General features: G+C 52.2%; 28 protein-coding genes. 11 read left to right on the top strand and 17 right to left on the bottom strand.

Going from position 1 to position 21,107, the window contains the following annotated elements:
- Window positions 1-2: 2 nt before the first annotated feature.
- Window positions 3-716 carry a hypothetical protein gene (locus RHOLA_RS01050; protein ID WP_038501771.1) on the bottom strand — a complete coding sequence of 238 codons (714 nt, stop codon included), beginning with the start codon at window positions 714-716 and terminating at the stop codon, window positions 3-5.
- 120 nt (window positions 717-836) lie between these two features.
- Here RHOLA_RS01050 and RHOLA_RS01045 point away from each other — a divergent pair, with 120 nt between their 5' ends.
- Window positions 837-2,066: an isochorismate synthase gene (locus RHOLA_RS01045; protein ID WP_051636157.1), complete on the top strand. Its 1,230-nt coding sequence runs from the start codon at window positions 837-839 to the stop codon at window positions 2,064-2,066.
- Between the two features lie 12 nt (window positions 2,067-2,078).
- On the opposite strand, the gene menD is transcribed toward RHOLA_RS01045, so the two are convergent.
- Complete coding sequence (menD, locus tag RHOLA_RS01040) at window positions 2,079-3,656, bottom strand: 2-succinyl-5-enolpyruvyl-6-hydroxy-3-cyclohexene-1-carboxylic-acid synthase (protein WP_051636156.1); 1,578 nt, start codon at window positions 3,654-3,656, stop codon at window positions 2,079-2,081.
- Entirely contained in the window at window positions 3,643-3,894 is a 252-nt protein-coding gene (locus RHOLA_RS01035) for a hypothetical protein (protein ID WP_038501766.1), read from the bottom strand. Before RHOLA_RS01035 ends, menD begins: the two co-directional genes overlap by 14 nt.
- 38 nt (window positions 3,895-3,932) lie before the next feature.
- On the opposite strand from RHOLA_RS01035, the gene RHOLA_RS01030 reads away from it, so the two are divergent.
- Window positions 3,933-4,172 carry a DUF4229 domain-containing protein gene (locus tag RHOLA_RS01030; protein ID WP_038501764.1) on the top strand — a complete coding sequence of 80 codons (240 nt, stop codon included), beginning with the start codon at window positions 3,933-3,935 and terminating at the stop codon, window positions 4,170-4,172.
- Here RHOLA_RS01030 and RHOLA_RS01025 read toward each other — a convergent pair.
- The 3 genes from RHOLA_RS01025 to RHOLA_RS01015 are packed head-to-tail and all read right to left on the bottom strand — an operon-like array spanning window position 4,169 to window position 7,120.
- Complete coding sequence (locus RHOLA_RS01025; RefSeq protein ID WP_038501762.1) at window positions 4,169-5,077, bottom strand: 1,4-dihydroxy-2-naphthoate polyprenyltransferase; 909 nt, start codon at window positions 5,075-5,077, stop codon at window positions 4,169-4,171. The genes RHOLA_RS01030 and RHOLA_RS01025 overlap by 4 nt on opposite strands.
- Window positions 5,074-6,198, bottom strand: coding sequence for an AMP-binding protein (locus RHOLA_RS01020; protein ID WP_051636155.1), 1,125 nt, complete (start codon window positions 6,196-6,198; stop codon window positions 5,074-5,076). Before RHOLA_RS01020 ends, RHOLA_RS01025 begins: the two co-directional genes overlap by 4 nt.
- A gap of 10 nt (window positions 6,199-6,208) precedes the next feature.
- Window positions 6,209-7,120, bottom strand: coding sequence for a 1,4-dihydroxy-2-naphthoyl-CoA synthase (locus tag RHOLA_RS01015; RefSeq protein ID WP_038501761.1), 912 nt, complete (start codon window positions 7,118-7,120; stop codon window positions 6,209-6,211).
- A 17-nt stretch (window positions 7,121-7,137) separates the two neighbouring features.
- Here RHOLA_RS01015 and RHOLA_RS01010 point away from each other — a divergent pair, with 17 nt between their 5' ends.
- Window positions 7,138-8,127, top strand: coding sequence for an o-succinylbenzoate synthase (locus tag RHOLA_RS01010; RefSeq protein ID WP_084321305.1), 990 nt, complete (start codon window positions 7,138-7,140; stop codon window positions 8,125-8,127).
- A 3-nt stretch (window positions 8,128-8,130) separates the two neighbouring features.
- Here the strand turns inward: RHOLA_RS01010 and ccsB are convergent, their stop codons facing one another.
- The 5 genes from ccsB to RHOLA_RS00985 are packed head-to-tail and all read right to left on the bottom strand — an operon-like array spanning window position 8,131 to window position 12,557.
- Complete coding sequence (gene ccsB, locus RHOLA_RS01005) at window positions 8,131-9,042, bottom strand: c-type cytochrome biogenesis protein CcsB (protein WP_051636154.1); 912 nt, start codon at window positions 9,040-9,042, stop codon at window positions 8,131-8,133.
- A gap of 2 nt (window positions 9,043-9,044) precedes the next feature.
- Complete coding sequence (gene resB / locus RHOLA_RS01000; RefSeq protein WP_227818786.1) at window positions 9,045-10,550, bottom strand: cytochrome c biogenesis protein ResB; 1,506 nt, start codon at window positions 10,548-10,550, stop codon at window positions 9,045-9,047.
- A 22-nt stretch (window positions 10,551-10,572) separates the two neighbouring features.
- Window positions 10,573-11,361, bottom strand: coding sequence for a cytochrome c biogenesis CcdA family protein (locus tag RHOLA_RS00995; protein WP_227818785.1), 789 nt, complete (start codon window positions 11,359-11,361; stop codon window positions 10,573-10,575).
- 3 nt (window positions 11,362-11,364) lie between these two features.
- Entirely contained in the window at window positions 11,365-11,937 is a 573-nt protein-coding gene (locus RHOLA_RS00990; RefSeq protein WP_038501758.1) for a TlpA family protein disulfide reductase, read from the bottom strand.
- Complete coding sequence (locus tag RHOLA_RS00985) at window positions 11,934-12,557, bottom strand: histidine phosphatase family protein (protein WP_038501756.1); 624 nt, start codon at window positions 12,555-12,557, stop codon at window positions 11,934-11,936. The genes RHOLA_RS00990 and RHOLA_RS00985 overlap by 4 nt, the downstream gene beginning before the upstream one ends.
- Before the next feature lie 35 nt (window positions 12,558-12,592).
- Here RHOLA_RS00985 and aspS point away from each other — a divergent pair, with 35 nt between their 5' ends.
- Window positions 12,593-13,918 carry an aspartate--tRNA(Asn) ligase gene (gene aspS / locus RHOLA_RS00980; protein WP_038501754.1) on the top strand — a complete coding sequence of 442 codons (1,326 nt, stop codon included), beginning with the start codon at window positions 12,593-12,595 and terminating at the stop codon, window positions 13,916-13,918.
- Here the strand turns inward: aspS and RHOLA_RS00975 are convergent, their stop codons facing one another.
- Window positions 13,919-14,317 (bottom strand): PIN domain-containing protein, encoded by a 399-nt coding sequence (locus RHOLA_RS00975; protein ID WP_038501752.1) that lies wholly within the window; start codon window positions 14,315-14,317, stop codon window positions 13,919-13,921. It lies immediately after the preceding gene.
- A complete protein-coding gene (locus tag RHOLA_RS00970; protein WP_038501750.1) occupies window positions 14,314-14,601 on the bottom strand; it encodes an AbrB/MazE/SpoVT family DNA-binding domain-containing protein in 288 nt (95 codons plus the stop codon). The genes RHOLA_RS00975 and RHOLA_RS00970 overlap by 4 nt, the downstream gene beginning before the upstream one ends.
- A 114-nt stretch (window positions 14,602-14,715) precedes the next feature.
- Here RHOLA_RS00970 and RHOLA_RS00965 point away from each other — a divergent pair, with 114 nt between their 5' ends.
- Both RHOLA_RS00965 and RHOLA_RS00960 read left to right on the top strand, forming a co-directional pair.
- On the top strand, window positions 14,716-15,069 hold the full coding sequence (locus RHOLA_RS00965; RefSeq protein ID WP_038501748.1) for a PadR family transcriptional regulator: 354 nt from the start codon (window positions 14,716-14,718) through the stop codon (window positions 15,067-15,069).
- Window positions 15,069-15,995, top strand: a complete 927-nt coding sequence (locus tag RHOLA_RS00960; RefSeq protein ID WP_038501746.1) for a PASTA domain-containing protein — start codon at window positions 15,069-15,071, stop codon at window positions 15,993-15,995. The genes RHOLA_RS00965 and RHOLA_RS00960 overlap by 1 nt, the downstream gene beginning before the upstream one ends.
- Window positions 15,996-16,053: 58 nt before the next feature.
- On the opposite strand, the gene RHOLA_RS07360 is transcribed toward RHOLA_RS00960, so the two are convergent.
- Together RHOLA_RS07360 and RHOLA_RS00955 are read right to left on the bottom strand one after the other, a co-directional pair.
- On the bottom strand, window positions 16,054-16,206 hold the full coding sequence (locus RHOLA_RS07360) for a hypothetical protein (protein ID WP_158384477.1): 153 nt from the start codon (window positions 16,204-16,206) through the stop codon (window positions 16,054-16,056).
- 38 nt (window positions 16,207-16,244) lie between these two features.
- Window positions 16,245-16,517 (bottom strand): glutaredoxin family protein, encoded by a 273-nt coding sequence (locus RHOLA_RS00955; protein ID WP_038501744.1) that lies wholly within the window; start codon window positions 16,515-16,517, stop codon window positions 16,245-16,247.
- A gap of 66 nt (window positions 16,518-16,583) precedes the next feature.
- Between RHOLA_RS00955 and RHOLA_RS00950 the strand changes: the two genes are divergently transcribed.
- A complete protein-coding gene (locus tag RHOLA_RS00950; RefSeq protein ID WP_051636152.1) occupies window positions 16,584-17,303 on the top strand; it encodes an HAD family hydrolase in 720 nt (239 codons plus the stop codon).
- A 96-nt stretch (window positions 17,304-17,399) separates the two neighbouring features.
- On the opposite strand, the gene RHOLA_RS07180 is transcribed toward RHOLA_RS00950, so the two are convergent.
- Window positions 17,400-17,498 carry a 30S ribosomal protein bS22 gene (locus RHOLA_RS07180; protein WP_005504750.1) on the bottom strand — a complete coding sequence of 33 codons (99 nt, stop codon included), beginning with the start codon at window positions 17,496-17,498 and terminating at the stop codon, window positions 17,400-17,402.
- A gap of 93 nt (window positions 17,499-17,591) precedes the next feature.
- Between RHOLA_RS07180 and RHOLA_RS00945 the strand changes: the two genes are divergently transcribed.
- The 4 genes from RHOLA_RS00945 to RHOLA_RS07025 all read left to right on the top strand — a co-directional run bounded on the left by RHOLA_RS00945 (window position 17,592) and on the right by RHOLA_RS07025 (window position 20,197).
- Window positions 17,592-18,116 (top strand): SOUL family heme-binding protein, encoded by a 525-nt coding sequence (locus RHOLA_RS00945; protein WP_038501743.1) that lies wholly within the window; start codon window positions 17,592-17,594, stop codon window positions 18,114-18,116.
- A complete protein-coding gene (locus RHOLA_RS07030) occupies window positions 18,113-18,976 on the top strand; it encodes an aquaporin (protein WP_051636151.1) in 864 nt (287 codons plus the stop codon). The genes RHOLA_RS00945 and RHOLA_RS07030 overlap by 4 nt, the downstream gene beginning before the upstream one ends.
- A gap of 61 nt (window positions 18,977-19,037) precedes the next feature.
- Window positions 19,038-19,442 carry an arsenate reductase ArsC gene (locus RHOLA_RS00935; RefSeq protein WP_038501741.1) on the top strand — a complete coding sequence of 135 codons (405 nt, stop codon included), beginning with the start codon at window positions 19,038-19,040 and terminating at the stop codon, window positions 19,440-19,442.
- A gap of 77 nt (window positions 19,443-19,519) precedes the next feature.
- Window positions 19,520-20,197: a TetR/AcrR family transcriptional regulator gene (locus RHOLA_RS07025; protein ID WP_051636150.1), complete on the top strand. Its 678-nt coding sequence runs from the start codon at window positions 19,520-19,522 to the stop codon at window positions 20,195-20,197.
- Here RHOLA_RS07025 and proC read toward each other — a convergent pair whose 3' ends face one another.
- A complete protein-coding gene (gene proC / locus RHOLA_RS00925) occupies window positions 20,198-21,028 on the bottom strand; it encodes a pyrroline-5-carboxylate reductase (protein ID WP_038501739.1) in 831 nt (276 codons plus the stop codon).
- Window positions 21,029-21,107: the final 79 nt, after the last annotated feature.

Here is a 21,107-nt window from a genome sequence, read left to right as displayed (position 1 = left end):
GTCTACTTGCGGCGAATTGCTCGCGATACTGCTACCAGCGAAAGGGCAAACGCTCCGGCTGCCATGGCATACAGACCTACCTGAGCGGCCTGAATAAATGTGTCTGCCGGTGTCTTCTTGGTGAAGTTCACGGTAGATAAATCAATTGCCGTGTTTTGCTGCGGATTCACCATGGTTCCGGACTTGACGGCCACAACCGAATCCTTAGCCACGGGGTTGACCGCGATGAATCCTGCACTTGCACTACCCACGGTTTCGTTTGACCCCGATGAGCTTGCACCAGATGTTCCTGCGGTTGCTGAGCCCGCGGTGGCCTTATTGGCAGTGCCAGCAACTACCTCGTTGCTTGATGAAGGCGAGCCACTGGCCGAGCTCTCATCGTCATCTTCTTCAATTGCAAAGGCGCTGGATTCGGAAACTTCATCGGTGTCGCGCTTTGGTCTAATTACCAGGGGTGGCAGAGATAACCGCCCCTCTTTGCCATACTTCTGCTCTAGCTCGCGGCGCTTAATGTGCTCTCGGGGCTCTTTAGGTTCTTTGGGAATCTTTGGGGAATGAACCTTTGGATTCTGGGTTTGTAATGGTGCGGGGCTTACCTGCGATGTTGAAGTCTCGTTTTCATCTTCATCGTCGGCGTGAGCCGGCGTGGCAGTGAAAAGCCCACCAAAGACGAGAATGCCAGAGATGAGAAATGCTGCGGGAGCAGTCTTTCGCATTCGGGTACTCCTTGGCGGGTTTAGGCTTTTTGGGGTTACTTGTTCAGATTACCCGCGACAAATAGCCCAACTAAAGGGCTATCCGAGGTTCACAGATAACACTCAGAAAGGTGAGGGCGCATGACAGCTGGTCAAAAGTTGACTCTCACCACCCGTGAACTGCACACCGATGACTTCAAGCTCCTCTCCCACCTTCCCGAGACCCCCTTGGCTTTCATCCGCGGCGGCGATGGAATCGTGGGTTGGGGCGAGGCGGTTCGGTTAGAGAGCAACCTTTCTGCTGGGCGGGTAGCAGATTTGGCGGCCCAGTGGCGCACCCTGGTTGCCGCGGCTGAGGTGACCGATGAGGTGCAACTGCCAGGTACCGGTTTGGTTGCCTTTGGCACCTTTGCATTTTCTGACCTAAGCAAAGCAGCCAGCACTTTGATTGTGCCCCAGGTGATCCTTGGCAGCCGAGACGGTCGAGTCTGGCTGACCACGGTATCGGGAGCAGCCGCGCCAGATTTTTGGACCCACAGCGCCGAATACAAGGCCAACGCCTCAATCAATTTTGAGACCGGTGAGATTTCGGCAGAAAAATTTAAGGAACTGGTTTCTTCTGCTGTTGAAAAAATAAACTCTGGCACGCTAGCCAAGGTTGTCTTGGCCAGAGACGTTATTGCAAAACTGCCAGAGAAATTTGATGTTCGAAGCGTGCTGCAGAAATTAGCTCACCAGTATCCAACCTGTTGGGTCTACTCGGTCGATGGAATGTTTGGCGCCTCACCGGAATTGTTGGTTCGTGTTTCACACGCTCAGGTTTCTGCCCGAGTCCTGGCTGGTACCGCCGGTCGCGGCACTGACCCGGGAGTTGATCAAGCCATTGCCGTGGCCCTGGCTGCATCTTCAAAAAATACCGCCGAGCATGCCTTTGCAGTTGATTCGCTGGTTAAGTCGCTTGCGCCTTTTTGCACTCACGTTGATGCTGATCCAACGCCATTTAGTTTGGCGCTGCCGAATGTTTGGCATCTTGCCAGTGATGTGCACGGTGTGCTTCGCGAAGATGCATCGGTGCTTGATGTTGCTGCAGCGCTGCACCCAACCGCGGCAGTTGCCGGAACCCCCACCGATGTCGCGCAAAACTTAATCGCAAAGCTTGAGGGAAGCGATCGTGGCCGCTATGCCGGTCCGGTGGGTTGGATTGGTGCCGATGGTGATGGCGAGTGGGCAATTGGTTTGCGAGGTGCTCAAATCACCGATAAAACTATTCGTGCCTTTGCCGGCTGTGGAATTGTTGCAGAGTCAGAACCGGAAGCCGAACTTGCCGAGACTGATCTCAAGTTCCGACCAATTCGCGAGGCCCTGGCCTAAAAGTTTTTAGCTTTACTTCAGTCGCACATCAATTACTACGCGACCGGTGGTCTGCAGTGCTGTCTCAAGTTCTGCGGTGCTCTCTACCCGAATGTAATTCCAGCCGTAAGCCTGAGCCAGGTGCCAAATGTCCACCTGCTGCGGGGTGGTAAACAATCTTTCAAAAGTTTTGGGTTCAAGTTGCTCTGCCATTTCAAGACCAGAGAAAATCGTGCCGCCACCGTCATTGCCAACCACAATCTGGATATTTAGATCTCCATCGGCCGGATCAATTGCCAGCGATGATGCGTCATGCAGCAGGGTCAAGTCACCAATCAGGGCACGGGTAGTGCCCTCGCGCTCGATTAGAGCAAGGCCGGTAGCGGTGGCCACGGTGCCATCTATGCCGGCAAGTCCGCGGTTTGAGTAGACCAGCAAAAGCTTGGCCGGTGCCCAGGCATCTGCCTCGCGAATCAAACGCGATGCACCCAGTAACAGCTGATCCGGCCCGTTGGTGGCATTCCAAACCGCCTCCACCAATGTCCGGCGATCTAACTTCGATGACTCTGGGGCGGTTACCTCAGCATCTGCCAACCGCCAACGCTCAAGCCATTCAAAGCTGACTTCGTTGTCAATGGCAATTTCATCAACGACCTTCGAGGCTCGTCGCGAAACATCAAAGTGCCCCATCACCTTGCTTCGCACAACGACAACTTCAACCTCTTCGTTGAAGAGCAGTCGAATCACCGCTCGGCCAAGCGTTGGCTTGCCGTAGATGACCACTCGGCGAATCTCTTTGGCAAGCTCGTGGTTCTCTAGAATTCGGCGATAACCAATGATTGCGTTTGCTCCGTGACGCGCACCCGATGAAGGCTCGGCAAGAATCGGCCAACCAAAGGCTTCGGCAAGTTCAACGGCTTCGGAACCTGCTCCGGCACCAGCCACAACAACCGTTGGAACTTCGGCCGACAGCATCGCAAATTCTGGGTTCGGTTCAAAAATATCCGGAAGTTCAATCAGCGGATTCAACTCGGCAGCATTTGGCGAGGTAGACGATAGCGGCTCGCGAAAGGCCAGGTTCAGTTGCACCGGACCCGGCTGATCGCCGTCGTAACCCATGGCAACTGCAATTGCATTCACTGCCAGTTGACTTGCTTCGCGTGCTTCGCCGTCGTTTCCGTTTGGCGCCGGCACGTCAACGCACTCGCGCACGGCGTCGTTAAAAATTCCAATTTGATTTGTAGTTTGGTTTGCGCCAACGCCACGCAATTCGTGCGGGCGGTCTGCGGTCAAAAGAATGAGTGGCACACCTGAGTGGTGCGCTTCAAGCACTGCGGGGTGCAGGTTGGCGACTGCGGTTCCAGAAGTAGTAATCAACACCGATGGCTGCCCACTGGCGAGCGCTGCACCAACCGCGGTAAAACCCATGCCGCGTTCATCAAGGCGTATGTGAAGGTCGATTTTTCCGGCTTCAGCCAATTGCCCCGCGGCGATGGCAAGCGCCTGAGAGCGAGCACCCGGAGCTAGAAAGAAATTGCGAACACCAGCTTTGGCCAGTGAAGCTAATAGTTGTGCAGCAAAACTTTGAGCCGGCGAACTACTTTGGCTCATCGTCACCTTTATCCGGACCGCCACTGGCATCGGTGTTGTCTGAATTGCCGGCGTCAGGCTTTTCGTCTTCGGCCTTTAATTTCTCGGCAAGATCCCGCAAAAACTTTGGATCATCATCTGGCGCAGTTGTCTTGTATTTTGGGCGCTTGCGCTTGTTGACAGCACCGGTGATGGCGTAGACCAGGCCAAAGACCAGCAGGATGACTGCCACGACAACTATAAAAATGAACCACTTCATGTGTTAACTCTAACCAGCGGCAAACTTAGACTTATTCCATGAAGAACCCATGGATCCTTTACATCACCATTCGCGTAGGTATTTTTTCCGCTATCTTGGCCATCATGCTGGCTTTTGGCTTTGACCCGTTCTTCTCGGCCCTGATTGCCGCGGTGGTTTCACTGGCCATTTCGCTGATTTTCTTTGGCAAGCAGCGCGAGGCGGTTTCTGAGGCTATCTATAAGTTCAACAACAAGAAGTCTGACAAAGACACCCAGTCTGAAGACGGCACTGCCTAAATCGCAGCCAGCCCGATTCCCAAAAGAATCGCGTAGCCAAGCGAAGCAAAGCTGGTCAACTTCAAGGCCAAAATCAATTCCTTTGGAGTCCTGGCTGTAAGCACAATCAAAGTAGCCGGCAGCACCAATAACACCGATGCCCAGGCGAAAATCGTCACCGGATAAATAAACGGGTAGGGCGCAAGTATCACGAGTGGCAACCACAGCATTGCCAGATAAATAGCCTTGGCCCATTTTTTACCAACCTTGACCGCAAGGGTGCGCTTTCCCACGTGGCGATCGGTGTCAATGTCGCGAATGTTATTGACCATCAAAACAGCTGAGGCAAATAGACCCGCGGCGGTTCCGCCAAGCAGCGCATTCAAATCAAACCTGCCAATTTGAATGTAGGCAGTTCCGTAGGTTGCCACCAGGCCAAAGAAAATAAAGACGGCAATTTCACCAAGCCCGGCATAACCGTAGGGTGACTTTCCGCCGGTGTAAAACCAGGCGGCAAGAATGCTGGCGATGCCAACTGGAATAAACCACCAGTGCTGAGTTAGCAGAACAATTGCCAAACCGGCCAAGGCCGCAAGACCAAAGAACATGAAGGCTGCAAACTTAACCGCCTGCGGACGAACGGATTTTGATCCAGTCAAACGAAGTGGTCCAACGCGATTGTCATCAGTGCCGCGAATGCCATCGGAATAATCGTTGGCAAAGTTGACGCCGATTTGCAGAAACATGGCCACCGCCAAAGCAAGCAGGGCTAATCCAAGATCAAAGCTCTTGTCCGCTGCTGCCGCACCGGCACCGATGGCAATTGGCGATACAGCAAGCGGAAGAGTGCGAAGTCTTGCACCCTCAATCCACAACTTAATACCGCGTTGACGAGGCGGCTTGTTGTTGGCTTTTTTCTTGCTCATTGGTTTTCCTCAAATAGTTTGGAAATCGCGATCAAATCATTTTTGTCATTCGCAGTCTTAGGAAGTTTATCTACGCGAATCACCTGCACCGGTTTTCCAGCCGGTCCTAGGTCGTTAGCCAGCACCCGGGCGATGTCATCGGCGACCTCTGGGCTGCCAACGTAGGCTATGCAAACTCGCTGGCCCCACTCCATATCGTGAATTGCTGCCGCGGCTAAATCGTTGACTCCGGTTACGCGGATTCCCAGTTGCTCAACTCGATCCAGCGAAACTTTCACTCCGCCCGAATTAATTACCCGGTCAACTCGGCCAAGCACTGCAAGGCGTCCGTCATCGGTGATCTCCCCGGCATCGCTGGTAACAAAGAATCCGTCATCGTCCACCGGAACATTGGCCAGCATGGAATTCTTGATTGCGATGCGGCCATCAACCAACTTGAGCTCTGTGTCGCCAATTGGCAGGCCGTTATAGATGCAACCGCCGCAGGTCTCAGTCATGCCATATGTGGTGACGATGTTCACTCCCAAGCTCTCAAGCTTGCCAATCAAAACATGGTCTGCAGCCTGGCCACCAACCAAAATGGCATCAAACTTACGCAGTTGCTCCAGCACAAACTCGTCGTGCTCGGCAGCTGCTGCCAACCTAGTCAGTTGAGTTGGCACCAGCGAGGTGAACTTCTTTTCTTCCTTCAGGTGCATCGCAGAGTTCGCAAAGGCTTCAGCCGTAAATGGCACTGCGGTATTCATCATCACCGGCTGTGTTCCGGCCAGCACCGAGCGAATCAAAACGTTAGCGCCGGCGATGTAGTTGATTGGTAACGCAAGCAACCACTGACTGGAATTTTCGGCGGCATCCAAAACGAAACTTGCCGCCTTGGCGCTGGCAATAAGTGCTTCGCGTGAAATTTCAATTCTCTTGGGGCGACCGGTTGATCCGCTGGTTTCAACAATTAGTGCCACATCGTCGGCAACTTCATTCGGTAAACCGTGGGTTTCTGGCATCTTGCCATTTACCTCTGGCGCGGTGATGAATAAGGCACACTTGCCATCAAGCACATCGGCAAACGCAACCAGTGCGCCAAACGTATCATTTGCAGCAATGAGCTTCAGCGGTTTAGCCATTTGAAAAGCTTTAGACCTGCCAAGGATACGGCGACCAGTCTGGTTCACGCTTCTGCAGGAACGAATCACGGCCCTCTACGGCCTCATCTGTTCCGTAGGCAAGACGAGTTGCCTCACCTGCAAAAAGTTGCTGGCCAACTAGGCCGTCATCAACCATGTTGAATGCGTACTTCAACATGCGAACAGACTGTGGTGATTTGCGCAAGATTTCTGCGCCCCACTCAACGCCAACTTTTTCAAGATCCTTGTGCGCAACAACTTTATTAATCACGCCCATCTCATAAGCGCGCTGCGCTGAATACTCTTCACCTAAGAAGAAAATTTCACGGGCAAATTTCTGGCCAACCTGTCGAGCAAGGTATGCGCTGCCGTAACCGGCGTCGAACGAACCAACATCGGCGTCTGTTTGTTTGAAGCGCGCGTGTTCGGCAGAAGCAATTGAAAGATCGGCAACCACGTTTAGCGAATGGCCGCCGCCGGCAGCCCAACCAGGCACCAACGCAATGACGACCTTTGGCATAAAACGAATTAGGCGCTGAACCTCAAGAATGTGTAGCCGTCCGGACCTACCGGCATCAATGGTCTCGGCGGTCTCACCATCGGCATACTTATAACCGTCGCGACCGCGCACTCGCTGGTCACCACCGGAACTAAATGCCCAGCCGCCGTCTTTCGGCGATGGTCCGTTTCCGGTGAGCAAAACCACGCCAACTTTTGAATCAAGGCGAGCGTGCTCTAGAGCGCGGTGCAGCTCGTCTACGGTCTTTGGTCTAAAGGCATTGCGTACCTCGGGGCGGTTGATTGCAACTCGCACCATGCCCAAGGTCTTGTGTTTGTGATAGGTCACATCTTCAAGGTCCTGAAAGCCAGCAACCTCTTGCCAAATTTGCTCGTCAAAGAGCTCCGATACCTTGTGTGCCATGAATCTAGACTAACAACGTGAGCCAAAATCAAATTCCCGCCCTTGCCGACCTGGTTTCTGGCGCTCGCATAGTTGCCTTGCCCCTGCGCACCAAATTCCGCGGGCTTGAAGAACGTGAGGTGCTGTTATTTGAGGGCCCAAATGGCTGGGCTGAGTGGTCTCCGTTTGTTGAATACCCCGATGAAGAAGCAGCCGTTTGGCTAGCGGCCGCGATTGATTTTGCTCACGGAAACCTGCCGACCCTCTATCGAGACCGCATCGCAGTAAACGCAACCCTGCCTGCGGTGGCCCCTGAACATATTGAGCGAGTGCTGTCCAATTTTGGGGAATTTGCCACGGTAAAAATCAAGGTTGCCGAAGCTGGCCAAAACATCGGCGACGACATCGCAAGAATTAGGCGCGTTCTAGAGCTCTACCCAGACAGCAAGATACGCCTTGATGCGAATGGTGGATTTGAGATCTCTGAAGCAGTTGATTTGATAAACCAGTTGAAGTCGCTCGGCATAAATATTGAATACTTCGAACAGCCGGTTGCTTCAATCGCAGAGATGGCCGAACTTAAACTTCAGGTCAATCGCCTGGGAATAAAAATTGCCGCCGATGAATCAGTGCGTAAGGTTAGTGACCCACTTGCGGTAGCTCAAGCCAACGCCGCCGACATCTTGATTCTCAAAGCCGCACCACTCGGTGGCATCGTGCGCGCACTTGAAATTGCCGCTGAAGCAGAATTACCAGTCGTGGTTTCAAGTGCCTTGGATTCATCGGTTGGTTTATCGATGGGTGCCTACCTTGCCGCAGCAATTCCAAATCTAGATTTCGACTGCGGTCTGGCAACCTCTGCCCTGCTTGCCGGTGACGTTACAAGAGAGCCGCTTCGTGCCGAAAATGGCTTCATTGATGTGCGCCGAGTAGAAGTAGACAAATCCAAACTAGAGATCTTTAGCGCGCAGGACCACCGTCAAGATTGGTGGCTAGAAAGACTAGAGCGCGTTTATAAGTTGCTGTAGTTCTTATTTCAAGCCGCTGTAAACGTGCAGCCCCTTGAAGAAGAGGTTCACGATGGTGAAGTTGAACAAGACCGCCAAGAAACCAATCAAGCCCAACCAAGCCGAGCGCTTGCCGGTCCAGCCTCGAGTGGCATTGGCGTGAAGGTAGCCCGCGTAGATCGTCCAAATAATAAAGGTCCACACTTCTTTGGTGTCCCAGCCCCAGTATCGGTGCCAGGCACGCTCGGCCCAAATCGCACCTGCAATCAGGGTGAAGCTCCACAAAATAAAACCAATGATGTTGAAGCGGTAAGCCAGGCGTTCCATGTTTTCAATTGACGGGAACACTGCCAAGACTCGGCGGAATGTGGCCACTGATTTTGCCTTTGATTTCTCTACCCACTTGGCACTCTTGAGCAAGTAAGCAATAGAGAACGCTGCGGCAATGTAGAAAAACGCGGTCGCCAAAATCGCAACCATCACGTGGATTACCAGCCAATAGGTTTGCAATGCAGGCATCAACGATTTCACTTCAACGTAAAACACCGATGTCGCCGCGCCCAGCACGAGCAACACGAAGCCATTCACAAAGGTGGCAATCAGTCGAATCTCCTTAATCGCTAGCGCCATTAGGAAAATCATCATGATTACGAATGATCCGGTGATGGAAAACTCGTACATGTTGGCCCATGGCACTCGGCTGGCGGCGATGCCACGAAGCACCACTCCAACACCGTGCAGCAAAGCCGCAAAGCCCATCACAATAATTCCGACTCGCTCCAGCTTGGTGGCGCTGGTGCGCACCTTCTTTTTGTCAGAGGCAAGACGGGAAAGGTGAGTAGCAAAAGTTAGGAATGCGGCGGTGTAAACCGCCATTGCTGCATAAATAAAGATGAGTGAGATCTGTGACAGACCTTCATTCAGAACAATGCCCACTTCTACTTCTTTCCTTTTTTATTGGTTGCCTTTAATTCTGCGGCAACATCAGCGACAACTTTTTCAAGAATTGGATCGTCACCGCGCGCAAGAGCGGCAACCTCAAAACCTTCATCGGTATTCCTTACCCAGACACGACGCCTAGGTACCAACAGCGATGTGGTCACCCCGGCAAGGGAAAGCAGCGCAAAAATCAAAACCCAAAGGCCACCCGGGTTGTAACTCACATCCAAAGAGGCAAAGCGTTTGATTGAATCAAAGCTAACCGAGCCCAAGCCGTTAGGCAGTTCGGCAGTTTCGCCTAATTGCAGGCGCAGGCCCTTGACCCCGCTCTTGCCACCGGCAACCTGTTTCATTTTTGAGGTATCCAGTGCATAAACGTTTCGTGGCACACCGCCGTCAAGCCCAAGATCACCCACGTAAACATTCATGGTTAGCAGTGGATCAATCGGAGCCGGATAAATAGACGTCAAGGCACCGGTAGTCAGGGTATCCACAGTTGGATAGAAGAAAGAGACGATGCCAAACTGCTGCTCGGCGTCTGGCACCTTGAGCACACCAAGCGAGGTGTAGGTGCTGGACTGTGGCAAAAATGGTGTGGCGCCCGCATAGGTGACATTGCCGTCAACATCGCGAATCGTGATGTGCGGTGCGTATCCGTTTCCGGTTAGGTAAAGATTCGCGCCGGGCATTGCCAATGGTTCGTTTACTCTAATCAGGCCTTTTTGCGGAGCATCGTCTGGCGATAGCTTGCTCGACACATAGGCCCTGAAGTCCAACGGGGTCCCCACGTTAGTGCGGTTCTTCAAATCAAAATCAACTTCAAAATTGTCAAGGCTCACGCTAAACGGCACCAGCATCTGCTCGTTAAAAAATGTGCCCGGTGAAAGCGAATCGTAAGAAGCCAGGTTATTTACAAAAGTCTCGCCCTCAACCAAAACGCGCTGTGCGCTGAAACTAGTTCCGCCGCCAATGCCAACGGCAATCAAAACACCGATAAGTGAGAAGTGAAAAACCAGGTTTCCGGTTTCGCGAAGGTAACCGCGCTCGGCCGAAACCGATTTACCTTTTCTAACCACGCGGTAACCCTGCTTGCGCAACAACATTTCTGCGCGCTCAGGTAAGTCAGAGTTTTTTGCAAGCTTCACCGTGGCGTGCGCGGGCATGCGAGAAAAAAGTTTTGGTGCGGCCGGCGGCGCAGAGCGCAGGTTGTTCCAATGCACTCCGGTGCGAGGCACCACACAACCGATTAGCGATATAAAAAGAAGTATGTAAATTGCCGAGAACCAAGCCGAGGTGTAGACATCAAAAAGCTGAACGGCGTCAAGTATCGGTGCCACCTCAGGGTAGTTGTCAAAATACTGAGCAACTCCATTTGGGTCGGCCGAACGCTGCGGAAAAACCGAACCGGGTACGGCGGCAACTGCCAGCATTAGCAAAAGCAGCAGCGCGGTTCGCATTGAGGTCAGTTGACGCCAGGTCCACCTAGCCCAGCCGGCCAGGCTCATTTCAGGTGAGGCAATTTCACCGTCATATCGCGAGCTGGAAATAACGATACACCTCCAACTGCAACCAGGCGGCAAATGTATTCCAAATTCCGGTAACCAGCAGAACGCCAAGCACCATTAGCAAGACTCCGCCGGCGATGTTGAAACTACGAATGTGACGCCTCACAAAACTTATTGATTTGGTGGCCCAGGTGAATCCCGCGGCAATCGCAATAAATGGCAAACCAATACCAAGCGCGTAAACAAATGCCAATAGCGCTCCCTTGGCTGGGTCACCGCTATTAGAAGCCAGCGACAGCACTGCAGCCAGGGTTGGGCCAATGCAAGGTGTCCAACCTAGACCAAAAGCCACGCCCAATAGTGGCGCGCCAAACAGACCAAGTTTTCTGGAAACCTGCATCTTGAAAGTTCGCTGCATGAATTTGAACTGACCAATCAGCACGAAACCTGACGCGAACACGAATACGCCCAGAACGCGCTGCACCCACTGCAAACCTGATGCATAAACCACCGCGCCGAGTCCACCGAATAACGCACCGAATGAAACGAAGACTAGAGAGAAACCCAATACAAAAAGCGCGGCGCCAATTAGTGTGCGTTTACGCGAGGCCGGTTCATCTGCGTTAGTAGTTCCCGAAACAAAACCCAGATAGCCAGGGATTAGTGGTAGCACGCACGGACTCAAGAACGAGATCAACCCGGCAAGCAGCGACATAGAAATAGCCGCAAACAAATTGCCATTCAAAATCACGTCACCCGGATTAAAGGCAAGCGGACTAAGCGACATTGGATTGAGAAGCGCGTTTACCATTTGCTACTCATACACCGCTGTCTTAATTAGAGTGCGCAAAATAGATTTATCAATTCGGCCAATTACTCGTGAAGTTACCTTGCCGTCTTTACCAATCACGATTGTGGTTGGTACCGCCTGCGGAGTCACGATCCCGGTAAAGGCAAGCAACACAGAACCAGTCTTGGCATCAATCACGGATGGCCAGGTGATGTCAAAGTTTTTCTCAAAAGCCATTGAGGTTTCGGCGCTGTCGCGAACGTTCACACCAATAAATTGCACGTTGCCAAATTCTTCTTGCAGGGCAACCAAGTCTGGTGCTTCGGCGCGGCATGGCGCGCAACCGGCATACCAAAAATTCATAACCGTGATTACACCGGCAAGGTTTTTGCTGGATAACTCTTCACCGGTAGCCGAGATGCCTGACCACTTAACTGCTGCGCCACGGTTGCTCTTGGCAAACTCGGTGACGGTGCCATCGCCGGCGATGTAGTTCTTGTTATCACCAGCTTTGTACTGAGCTGCCAATGGATCATTGGCTGAGCAACCGGTAAGTAAAGCAACTGCAGTGGCAGCAGCAATCAAGGCCCTAATCAAACGACACCTCTAAGTGGAGCACCGGGATCCTTGTAGTCAACCTCAACCCATTTGTTTCCCTGACGCTCAAATGAGGTAACACTAGAAAGCGCTGTGCGGCGCTTGCGTGGGTTGTGTGGTAACTTCTTGCCGCTGAGCTTTCGATGCACCATTTCAATCGGCAACTGATGGGTCACCAAAACCACATCCCCGTCTGGAACCGAGTTCCACGCGTGATCCATGGCCTCGAGCATTCTTGAGGCAATGTCTTCAAATGGCTCTCCCCAGCTTGGTCGCTTTGGATTGCGCAATTGGTAGTAAAGGTGTGGCCTAGCAAGAATGTGCAAGCCGCCAAGTTTGCGGCCTTCAAAGTTATTCCACGGTTCGATCAGGCGTTCATCGGTGGTGGCATCTAAACCAAAGGCGCTCTCAACGTGTTCCGCGGATTCACGGGTACGCAACAGCGGACTGGCAAAAACTCGATTGACCGGGCGCTTCTGTTTCTTCAATTCCTCGGCTGCGGCGGCTGCCATCTGGTGTCCACGCTCGCTCAAATGAAAATGCGGAAGTCGTCCATAAATCACGGCACCTGGATTGTGCACTTCGCCATGGCGAATTAGGTGGATGCGTTTGGCGGGCATAGTGACAAGTATACCCTCGGCTAAACTTGTGCCTTATGAGAGCCCGTGCCCTAGTCAAAGACCTTTCCGCCCTGCCAGCAGGACCTGTAACCGTTGGTGGATGGGTTGAGAAGCTTCGCGATCAAAAGCGCATCCAGTTCATCATCGTCCGCGATGAGACCGGAGATGTGCAGGTCACCTACCCTCGCCCAGTGGTCGACGACCAACCGGTTGAAGACGACGCTCTTGCAGAAAAAGTTTCTACTCTGACCAGCGGCTCATTCGTTTGGATCACCGGCCGTCTAGTTCACGACGAGCGCGTCAAGCTTGGAGGCCTAGAGATCCAGCTTGACGACGTAGAAATCGTCACCATGGCCGACCCTGAAACACCGATAGCCGACGACACCTCAATCGACAAGCGCATGGACTGGCGCTTCCTGGATATCCGCCGCCCTGAGATGAACCTGGTCTTCCGAATCCAGAGCACCATCGAGCACGCCTGGCGCCAGTACTGGGCCGAGAACGACTTTGTTGAGATTCACTCTCCTAAGTTGATGGCCTCTGCTTCGGAATCAAACGCAGAACTCTTCAAGCTTGAATACTTTGAGACTCACGCCTACTTGGCTCAGTCACCTCAGTTCTACAAGCAGATGGCAATGATGTCTGGCTTGGGCAAGATTTTTGAAATCGGTCCGGTGTTCCGTGCCGACCCATCTTTCACCTCGCGTCACGCAACCGAGTTCGTCTCAGTTGACATTGAGGTTTCATGGATCGAATCACACGAAGACGTGATGGCAATTCAAGAGCAGTTGCTGCACCGGGCCATCAGCGCGGTCAAGGAAAAGCACGGCGAAGAAATTCAGAAGCACTTTGGCATTGAGGTAAAGGTGCCATCAATTCCGTTCCCTCGGGTGCCGCTGCTTGAGGCAATTGAAATCATCAAGGAGCGCGGTCACACCGTTGAGCGCGGCGGCGACCTAGACCCAGAGGGCGAGCGTCAAATTGCTGCCTGGGCCGAAGAAAAGTACGGTCACGAATTTGTATTCGTCACCGATTACCCAATCGGTGTTCGTCCGTTCTATCACATGCGTCACGAAGACAACCCGCAGCTAACCAAGAGCTATGACCTGATCTGGCGTGGTACTGAAATCACCACCGGTGCTCAGCGTGAACACCGTCTTGATGTTTTGATCGAGCAGGTAAAGCAGAAGGGTCTAGAGCCTGAGGGCCTAAAGACCTACCTTGACTTCTTTAAGTACGGTGCCCCATCGCACGGTGGTTTCGGAATGGGATTGCTTCGCGTGCTGATGCTGCTGTTGCACCAGCCAAACATTCGCGAGGTTGGTTTCTTGTTCCGCGGTCCAAACCGCCTCGAGCCTTAATTACTGTTTTACAGACCAGTTCACAACGCTTAATTCCGGCACCCGTGAGAAGTGCTTCAAATTATTAGTGACCAGGGTTAATTTCAATCTCAGCGCGTGACCAGCAATCAAGGTATCAGCGATGCCAATTGGGTTTCCTGCACTCTTTAGTAAAACCTGAAGACGACCGGCCTCCAACGCATCACCACTATCAAATGGAACAACATCAACCTCTTTTAGGAATTCTGAAAGCAATACTTCTAGGTCCTGGCTTTTGGTCGAGAACTGGTGAGCTGCAAGTTCCGAATAGGTAATAGCCGAAATTCCCCACTGCCCAAAAGTGTTACTAAGGCGGGTGCGTAATTTGCGATCTCCGCGCAAGAAATAACTTACGGTGTCAGTATCCAAGAGGTACTTCACTTGAAGTGCTCTTCTAGTTCACGTAGTGAATCGCGTTCTGGCCAAGGTGCAATTTCGTTGTCGCGCTCTAGGTTCCATTCGTCTTCTGAAATTGGCCCAATTTCGTCAAGCAGCTTGAACAACTTCGCAAAAGGTTTTGGACTTCTGCTTGAAATTGTTATGTCGCCAGACTCCTCGTCGATGGTCATGTAAACGACGCCGTTTTCAATCTTGAACGACGCGGGAATTCGCACAGCATTGCTTCCACCGTTTTTAAATGGTTTGACCTCGATCACGTTTTTCATAGCGTCTCCTTTGTCTATACAGAAAGTATAGATGTCTAGCCTGGCACGCTGAGTATTTACAGATTGCGCACTACTCCGTAATGTGTAATAGTTTAACCATTGAAAGGGGGCAACGTGGATTCAACTCAATTGCTCAAAGGCGTCTTAGACGTCGCGGTGCTTGCGGTTATCGAGCACGAAGACGGCTATGGCTACGACATAGTTCGGCGACTCAAACAAGCAGGTCTCGATGAGGTTGGTGACGCATCGGTGTACGGCACCCTGCGCCGCCTATTCACGGCCGGTGCACTCAACAGCTACGTGGTGGCATCTGAAGACGGCCCCCACCGCAAGTACTACGGCATCAATGAAACCGGCAGCAAGATGCTCGCCGAACAACGCAAAAGCTGGCTGTCATTCAGCAGCACCATGACCGCGCTTCTCGAAACCGGCAAACGCAATTCATCACGCAACAACGGAGGAAACTAATGACATCTCTAACTGACATCAACATCCAGGCATTCGCCGAAGCAGTTCGTGCCGAATTAGCCGATCTGCCAAAGCGTGAAATTCAAGACCTCACCGATGGCCTTGAGGCTGACCTTGCCGAGAAGCTTGCGGAGGAAGGTGTGGATTTTGCCAACATTTCTGCTGCTGATTACGCGGCCGAATTGCGTGAGGCAGCGGGCGTTGCACCAAAGACTCTAAGACGAAGAGCCTTCTCTTCGATGGCTCTTATTCAAAACACTGAGGACTGGTTCCGTAAGTCATCACTGGGAACCTGGGTTTTAGATTTTGGTATTTCGATTCGCCCGGTTTGGTGGGTCCTTCGAGTTGTTGTGATGTTTGTAATCTTTGGAACATTCCTGTTGCCAATGTGGCTATTCCCAGTTGCGGTGTTCTTAAGCATCATGTGGGGTCGCGGCCTGTGGTTCACCGCTCGCTTATTCAAATCAATTCTTTTGCCACTCAACTTGATTGCAATTGTGCTCCTAGTGCCCGCAATTGATTCTGGGCTTAGAACCTTCGATCAATACGTGGCAAATAATGATTTAGTCCAGAGCACCGATTATGCAAATAGGCAAGGACTTCAGCTCAATGGCGAACAGGTCCTGCAGGTGAAAGCATTCGATGCCGCTGGTGCTGAAGTGAATGGGCTTACCTACCAAGACCAAAACGGAAATCCGCTATTCCCGGTTGCAGCAGATCCGATTGAAGTACCAGACATAACTGGTATGACGATTCCAGAATTCCAAGCTGCTCTAACGGCGGTTGGCATTGAAAACGTTGAGATTAATTACCTCAACGAGTCTGATACAGCGGGTGACGTTGTTGTGCTTCGAACAGAGCCTGGAATTGGATCATGGCTAGACCCTAAGAGCACATTGCTAATTGTGGTTGATCGCCAAAAATAAGAACCAAAGACTCCCTCGGTAGTCGGGCAAACCAAGTGCGTGATTGCCGAGGGTTTTCTTATTTCTTGACGGTACCCTTGACCGTTTTGATTGGGGCGGCCACCTTGGTGATGCCGTTGTAAGCCTTGCCAGCCCATGGGTACTTCTTGCTCAGCATTTTTAGCGCGATCAACAGGATCGGGAACCAGAACTTCTTCAGTATCCAACGCATTGTTTTAGCCTAACCGCGAACGCTTATTTTGAGACCTTTTATTTAGAGGCCTTGGCATAGAGAGCACGCATCAAACGCTCGTCGTCGATTCGCCAGTAGTTGTGCATTTTGCCGTCAATCAGTAGCACCGGGATCTCCTCGGCATATTTCAGGCGCAAAGCTTCGTCCTCAAGAATGTTTAGCTCCTCAACCGTGACATCGGTGTTTGGATTCTTCTGGCGAAACTCAAGCAGCACGCCATCAATTGCATCGCGAGCCTCGTCACAAAGGTGACACCCCGGCTTGCCAATTAGGGTCAACTGAATGCTCATGTTTCCAGCCTAAGCCAGCGCACCTATTCAGTAATACTCACCGCCGGCACACTCTAAACTTGCTAGGTGCCCGAAACTCCAAAGAAACCCCGAAAGATCGAAGCTGCGTTCTTCGACGTCGACAACACCATCTTGCGTGGGTCATCGAGTTTCTTGTTTGGCAAGGCAGCATTCAAAAAAGGCTTTTTTAATCGCAAAGATTTTTGGCGCATGGCCTGGCAGCAGAGCCTGTTTATTTCGCGTGGCGAAAAACTAAATTCCCTTGATGCAATTAAGGACAAGGCACTAAGCCTGATCGCCGGCCACAAAGCTACTGACCTAACCGACCTCACCGACGAGGTTTACGAAAACTACATCAGCCCAAAGCTTTGGCCAGAAACCGTGCGCATCGCGCAAGAGCACATCAAGGCCGGCCGCGAAGTTTGGCTGGTCACCGCAACCCCAAAGGAAATTGCCGATGTAATTGCGCACCGCCTTGGTCTAACCGGCGGCCTAGGCACAATCGTTGAAGTTGGCAAAGACGGAATTCTTACCGGAAAGTTGATTGGCAAGACCCTGCACGGCAAGGCAAAGCGCAAGGCGGTTCGTGCACTTGCCGAGGAGCGCAACATCAGCCTCAGCCGTTCCTACGCCTACTCAGACAGCGTGAACGATTTGCCTATGCTTACTGCCGTTGGAAACCCGCACTGCGTAAACCCCGATGTTGCCCTTCGCTATTACGCAAATGAAGCCGGCTGGCCAATTCTTGATTTCAAAAAGCGCGAACTGCGCGCCAATAAAAAGTAGCAACGCGCTCACCGGTATCGGTGTGATTTAAAACCCCTCCAAACGCAAAAACCCGCCTGGCACAAATGCCGGCGGGCTAAAGCTCGATAAGAAGATTTACTTCTTATTGCGACGCTGGTGACGAGTCTTACGAAGCAACTTGCGGTGCTTCTTCTTAGACATACGCTTGCGGCGCTTCTTAATTACTGAACCCATAGGGACCTCACAGTTTTTGGATGATTATCGACCAGGAGGCCGTAAGCAAAACGATTTCCCTATTCTAGCCCGAATCGGGCGTACGCTTCTACCGTGACCGAACAGCAGAAATACCGAGTGGTAAAACGCCTAGACGACCTTGAGATTCGCGAGTACGAGCCCTGCGTTTTGATGCAGGTGAGCGTGACCGGTGACTTTATGCGGGCCGGGAATATGGCCTTTGGGCCACTGGTGCGCTTCATCAGCGGCAACAACCAAACCGGTCAGAAAATTGCAATGACCGCACCTGTAATTCAGGAACCCACGGCTACTGATCAGCATCTGGTGAGCTTTGTGCTTCCGGCTGGCATGAACCCCGATGATGTTCCCGTGCCAACCGATTCTCGAGTTGAGATGGTGCCCACCCCGGCCCACTTTGCCGCAGCTAGACGTTTTGGTGGTGGTTGGAACGAACATCGATTTGAAACCGAAGGCGAACAATTGCTAAACGCCGTGAAGGCTGCCGGATTAGTACCAATTGGAGCAATATACTGGGCAAGATTTGATCCTCCATGGAAACCCGGTTTCCTGAAGCGGAACGAAGCAATCATAAAAATTGAAAGGCCTAAGGCTCTATGAACGCAACTCTAAAAAAGGTAATCGCCGAATTCCTCGGTACCTTCACTTACCTTCTCGCAATTGCCGGTGCAGCAGCATCTGAATCTCCATTCCGTGGCCTCACCGCTGCGTTGACCCTGGGTCTAATGATTCTTTCTTTGGGTGGCATCAGCGGTGGTCACTTTAACCCTGCTGTGTCTATTTACTTCTTTGCCAAGAAGACCATCTCATTTGGCACACTGGTTGCATTCGTTGCAGCTCAGTTAGTTGGCGCGTTCTTCGGAACCGCTGCTGGTCTTGCTCTTTGGGAAAAGACCATCCAGCCTTTTTCAGCTGGCAACCAGGTAAACACCCCGATCTTCTTGGGTGAAGTAGTTGCAACTGCAGGTTTGATTTTCATCATCGGAACTTTGGTAAACAACAAGCAGTCAAACCTAGTTTGGATTGGTGTTGCTAGCTGGTTCTTCGTAGCGTCATCGTTCACAGTGACCAACGCGTTTGCAAACCCTGCGGTTTCTTTTGGTTGGATGTTCAACGGAATCTCAACCGGCAGCACCTCAAGCATCATCATCGCGCAGCTAGCCGGTCTTGTGGTTGCAATCCTGTTGCTAATCATCACCGGTGCATCAACCGCAAAGAAGGCGCCTGCCAAGCAGGAAGCTCCAAAGTTTGTGCCAGCTCCTATCGTGGCTGCTCCAGCAGCTGCTGCTTCAAGCCCAGTTGCAGCAAAGCCTGCGGCGGCAAAACCTGCGGCGGCCAAGAAGCCGGTAGCCAAGAAGGCACCAGCTAAGGCTGCTGCGCCAAAGGTTGCCGCTGCAAAGACTGTTGCAAAGAAGCCGGCAGCTAAGAAGCCAGCGGCAAAGGCTGAAGTAAAGAAGTAATTCACTATTCGTTAAGCAAAACGCGTCGGTTAGCCGGCGCGTTTTGCTTTAACCTTTCTCTATGACTACCAAAGCTTCAGTTCTTTTCGTCTGCATTCACAACGCCGGCCGTTCACAGATGGCCGCCGGTTACCTAAAGCACCTGGCCGGTGACCGAATCGAGGTTAGATCGGCTGGAACAGACCCGGGAGACAAAGTAAATCCGGCAGCGGTTGAGGCAATGGCCGAAGAAGGCATCGACATCAGCGTCAATTTTCCTAAGAAGTTGACTGATGAAGCTGTAAAAGAATCCGACTACGTCATCACCATGGGTTGCGGCGACACCTGCCCTTTCTTCCCAGGTAAGACCTACTTGGACTGGCCACTTGATGACCCGGCCGGTCAGGGTGTGGATGCGGTTCGCCCAATTCGTGACGCTGTTCGCGCCAAGGTAGAGGCGCTCATCGCTGAAATTGACGCTAAATAGCGGGATTATTTAGGACGCTCCTCCGGTTATTTCTAGAAAGAAAGTGTCAAACTTTCTAGAAACTACCGAAGGGCACCATGCCAAACTCGCAGAAACCAGCACCCCAGCCTAAGCAGGCTCGTGCCCACGAGACCGTTGATGCGGTGCTAATCGCCGCCAGCGACGCCATGAGGATCGGCGGTGAAGCAGCGGTTAGAGTCCAAGAGATTTCCGCCCAGACCAAGGTTTCCATCGGTTCCATTTATCACCACTTTGGCGACCGCGACGGTTTGATTCGCGCCGCCTACGTGCACACATTTCGCACTGCAATCCAAAGTGACATCGATAGGGTCAAACGCTTCATGTCACGAATGACCAGTGCCAAAGAGATGGCCGAGCACTATGACGAGATGCTCGCGTTCTTGAATCATCACTTTGAACAGTTTCCGGCCCGTGCTCGCGCAAACACAATTGGCAGCACAACCGGTCGCCCACTACTTCGCGACGCAATCATCGCGGTGCAATCGGAATTAATCACCAGCCTGACCGAGGTAATGACTCTACTTAAGGAGCGGGGCATCCTGAAGAAGCACCTTGAGCCACGTGCAGCAGCGGTGATGACTCTGGGAATGTTGCACGGTCGTGTGATTGCAGAGTTTGATTCCACCCCGGTGCAAGACGAACAGTGGAACGCATCAATGCTGACTGCATTTAGCGGTTTGTTTGTTGGAACAGACGAGCTACCAATCTGGAATCGATTGGCAAACCAAAACTAATTACTTTCCGGCAGCCAATTCTTTAGCACGCGCGAGAGCGGCATCGGTGGCTTCAATAAACATCTTTTGCAAATCAGTTTCCGTCATGCGTGCGATTGCGCGTTCTGTGGTCCCGTTTGGTGAAGTCACCTGCTTACGCAACGCCTCAGGTGTTTTCTTTGAAGAAACCAGCAGTTCGGCTGCGCCAAGGAAAGTTTCATTCACTAGCAGCGCAGCTTCTTCATCATTGAAGCCCTGATGTTTTGCGGCGCTGGTTAGCTGTTCAATCAAATAAAAAACATAAGCGGGTCCAGAACCAGAAATTGTGCTGAGGGCATCAATTTTTGATTCATCGAGCACCAGCGTTTTACCAACGGTTTCAAAAAGTTGCACCGCTGTTTCAACTGCCCAATCGGTAGCGCGTGATCCGGCAGAAATTCCGGTTAGGCCGCGGCCAACTATTGATGGCGTGTTTGGCATCGCGCGCACCACACCTACATCTTCAGGTAAAACTTTTTCCATGGCTGAGGTGGTGACTCCGGCGGCAACAGAAATAACCAGGGCATTGTCATCAAGCGAATCGGCGATGTCGGCCAATACCTCTGTTACGTATGCAGGCTTCACGCAGATCAAAACCACGTTCGCTCCGGCCACCGCCATCTGGTTTGCGTCGTCACCGTTTTCCATCGCGAAGGACAGCACGCCAACTTCATCGGTTAGCCGCTCGGCACTATCGGTGGATTTAGTGCTCACCGATACGTTGTCCGGGTTGAAACCTGACTTCAACAGGCCGCTCAAAATTGCGCCACCCATTGATCCGGTGCCGATGATTGCGATGCGCTTGATGTTCACCTGTTCAGTTTAGGTTAGGCACCTTGCCTCGCCTGTTGAGAGAACTATCGGTGTCCCTAGCACTTGGTAGTTTTGTCCT

The organism is Rhodoluna lacicola (assembly GCF_000699505.1).
GTDB lineage: Bacteria > Actinomycetota > Actinomycetes > Actinomycetales > Microbacteriaceae > Rhodoluna > Rhodoluna lacicola.
Note: the sequence above shows the minus strand (reverse complement) of the source record. Positions and strands in the feature narration are given on the sequence as shown.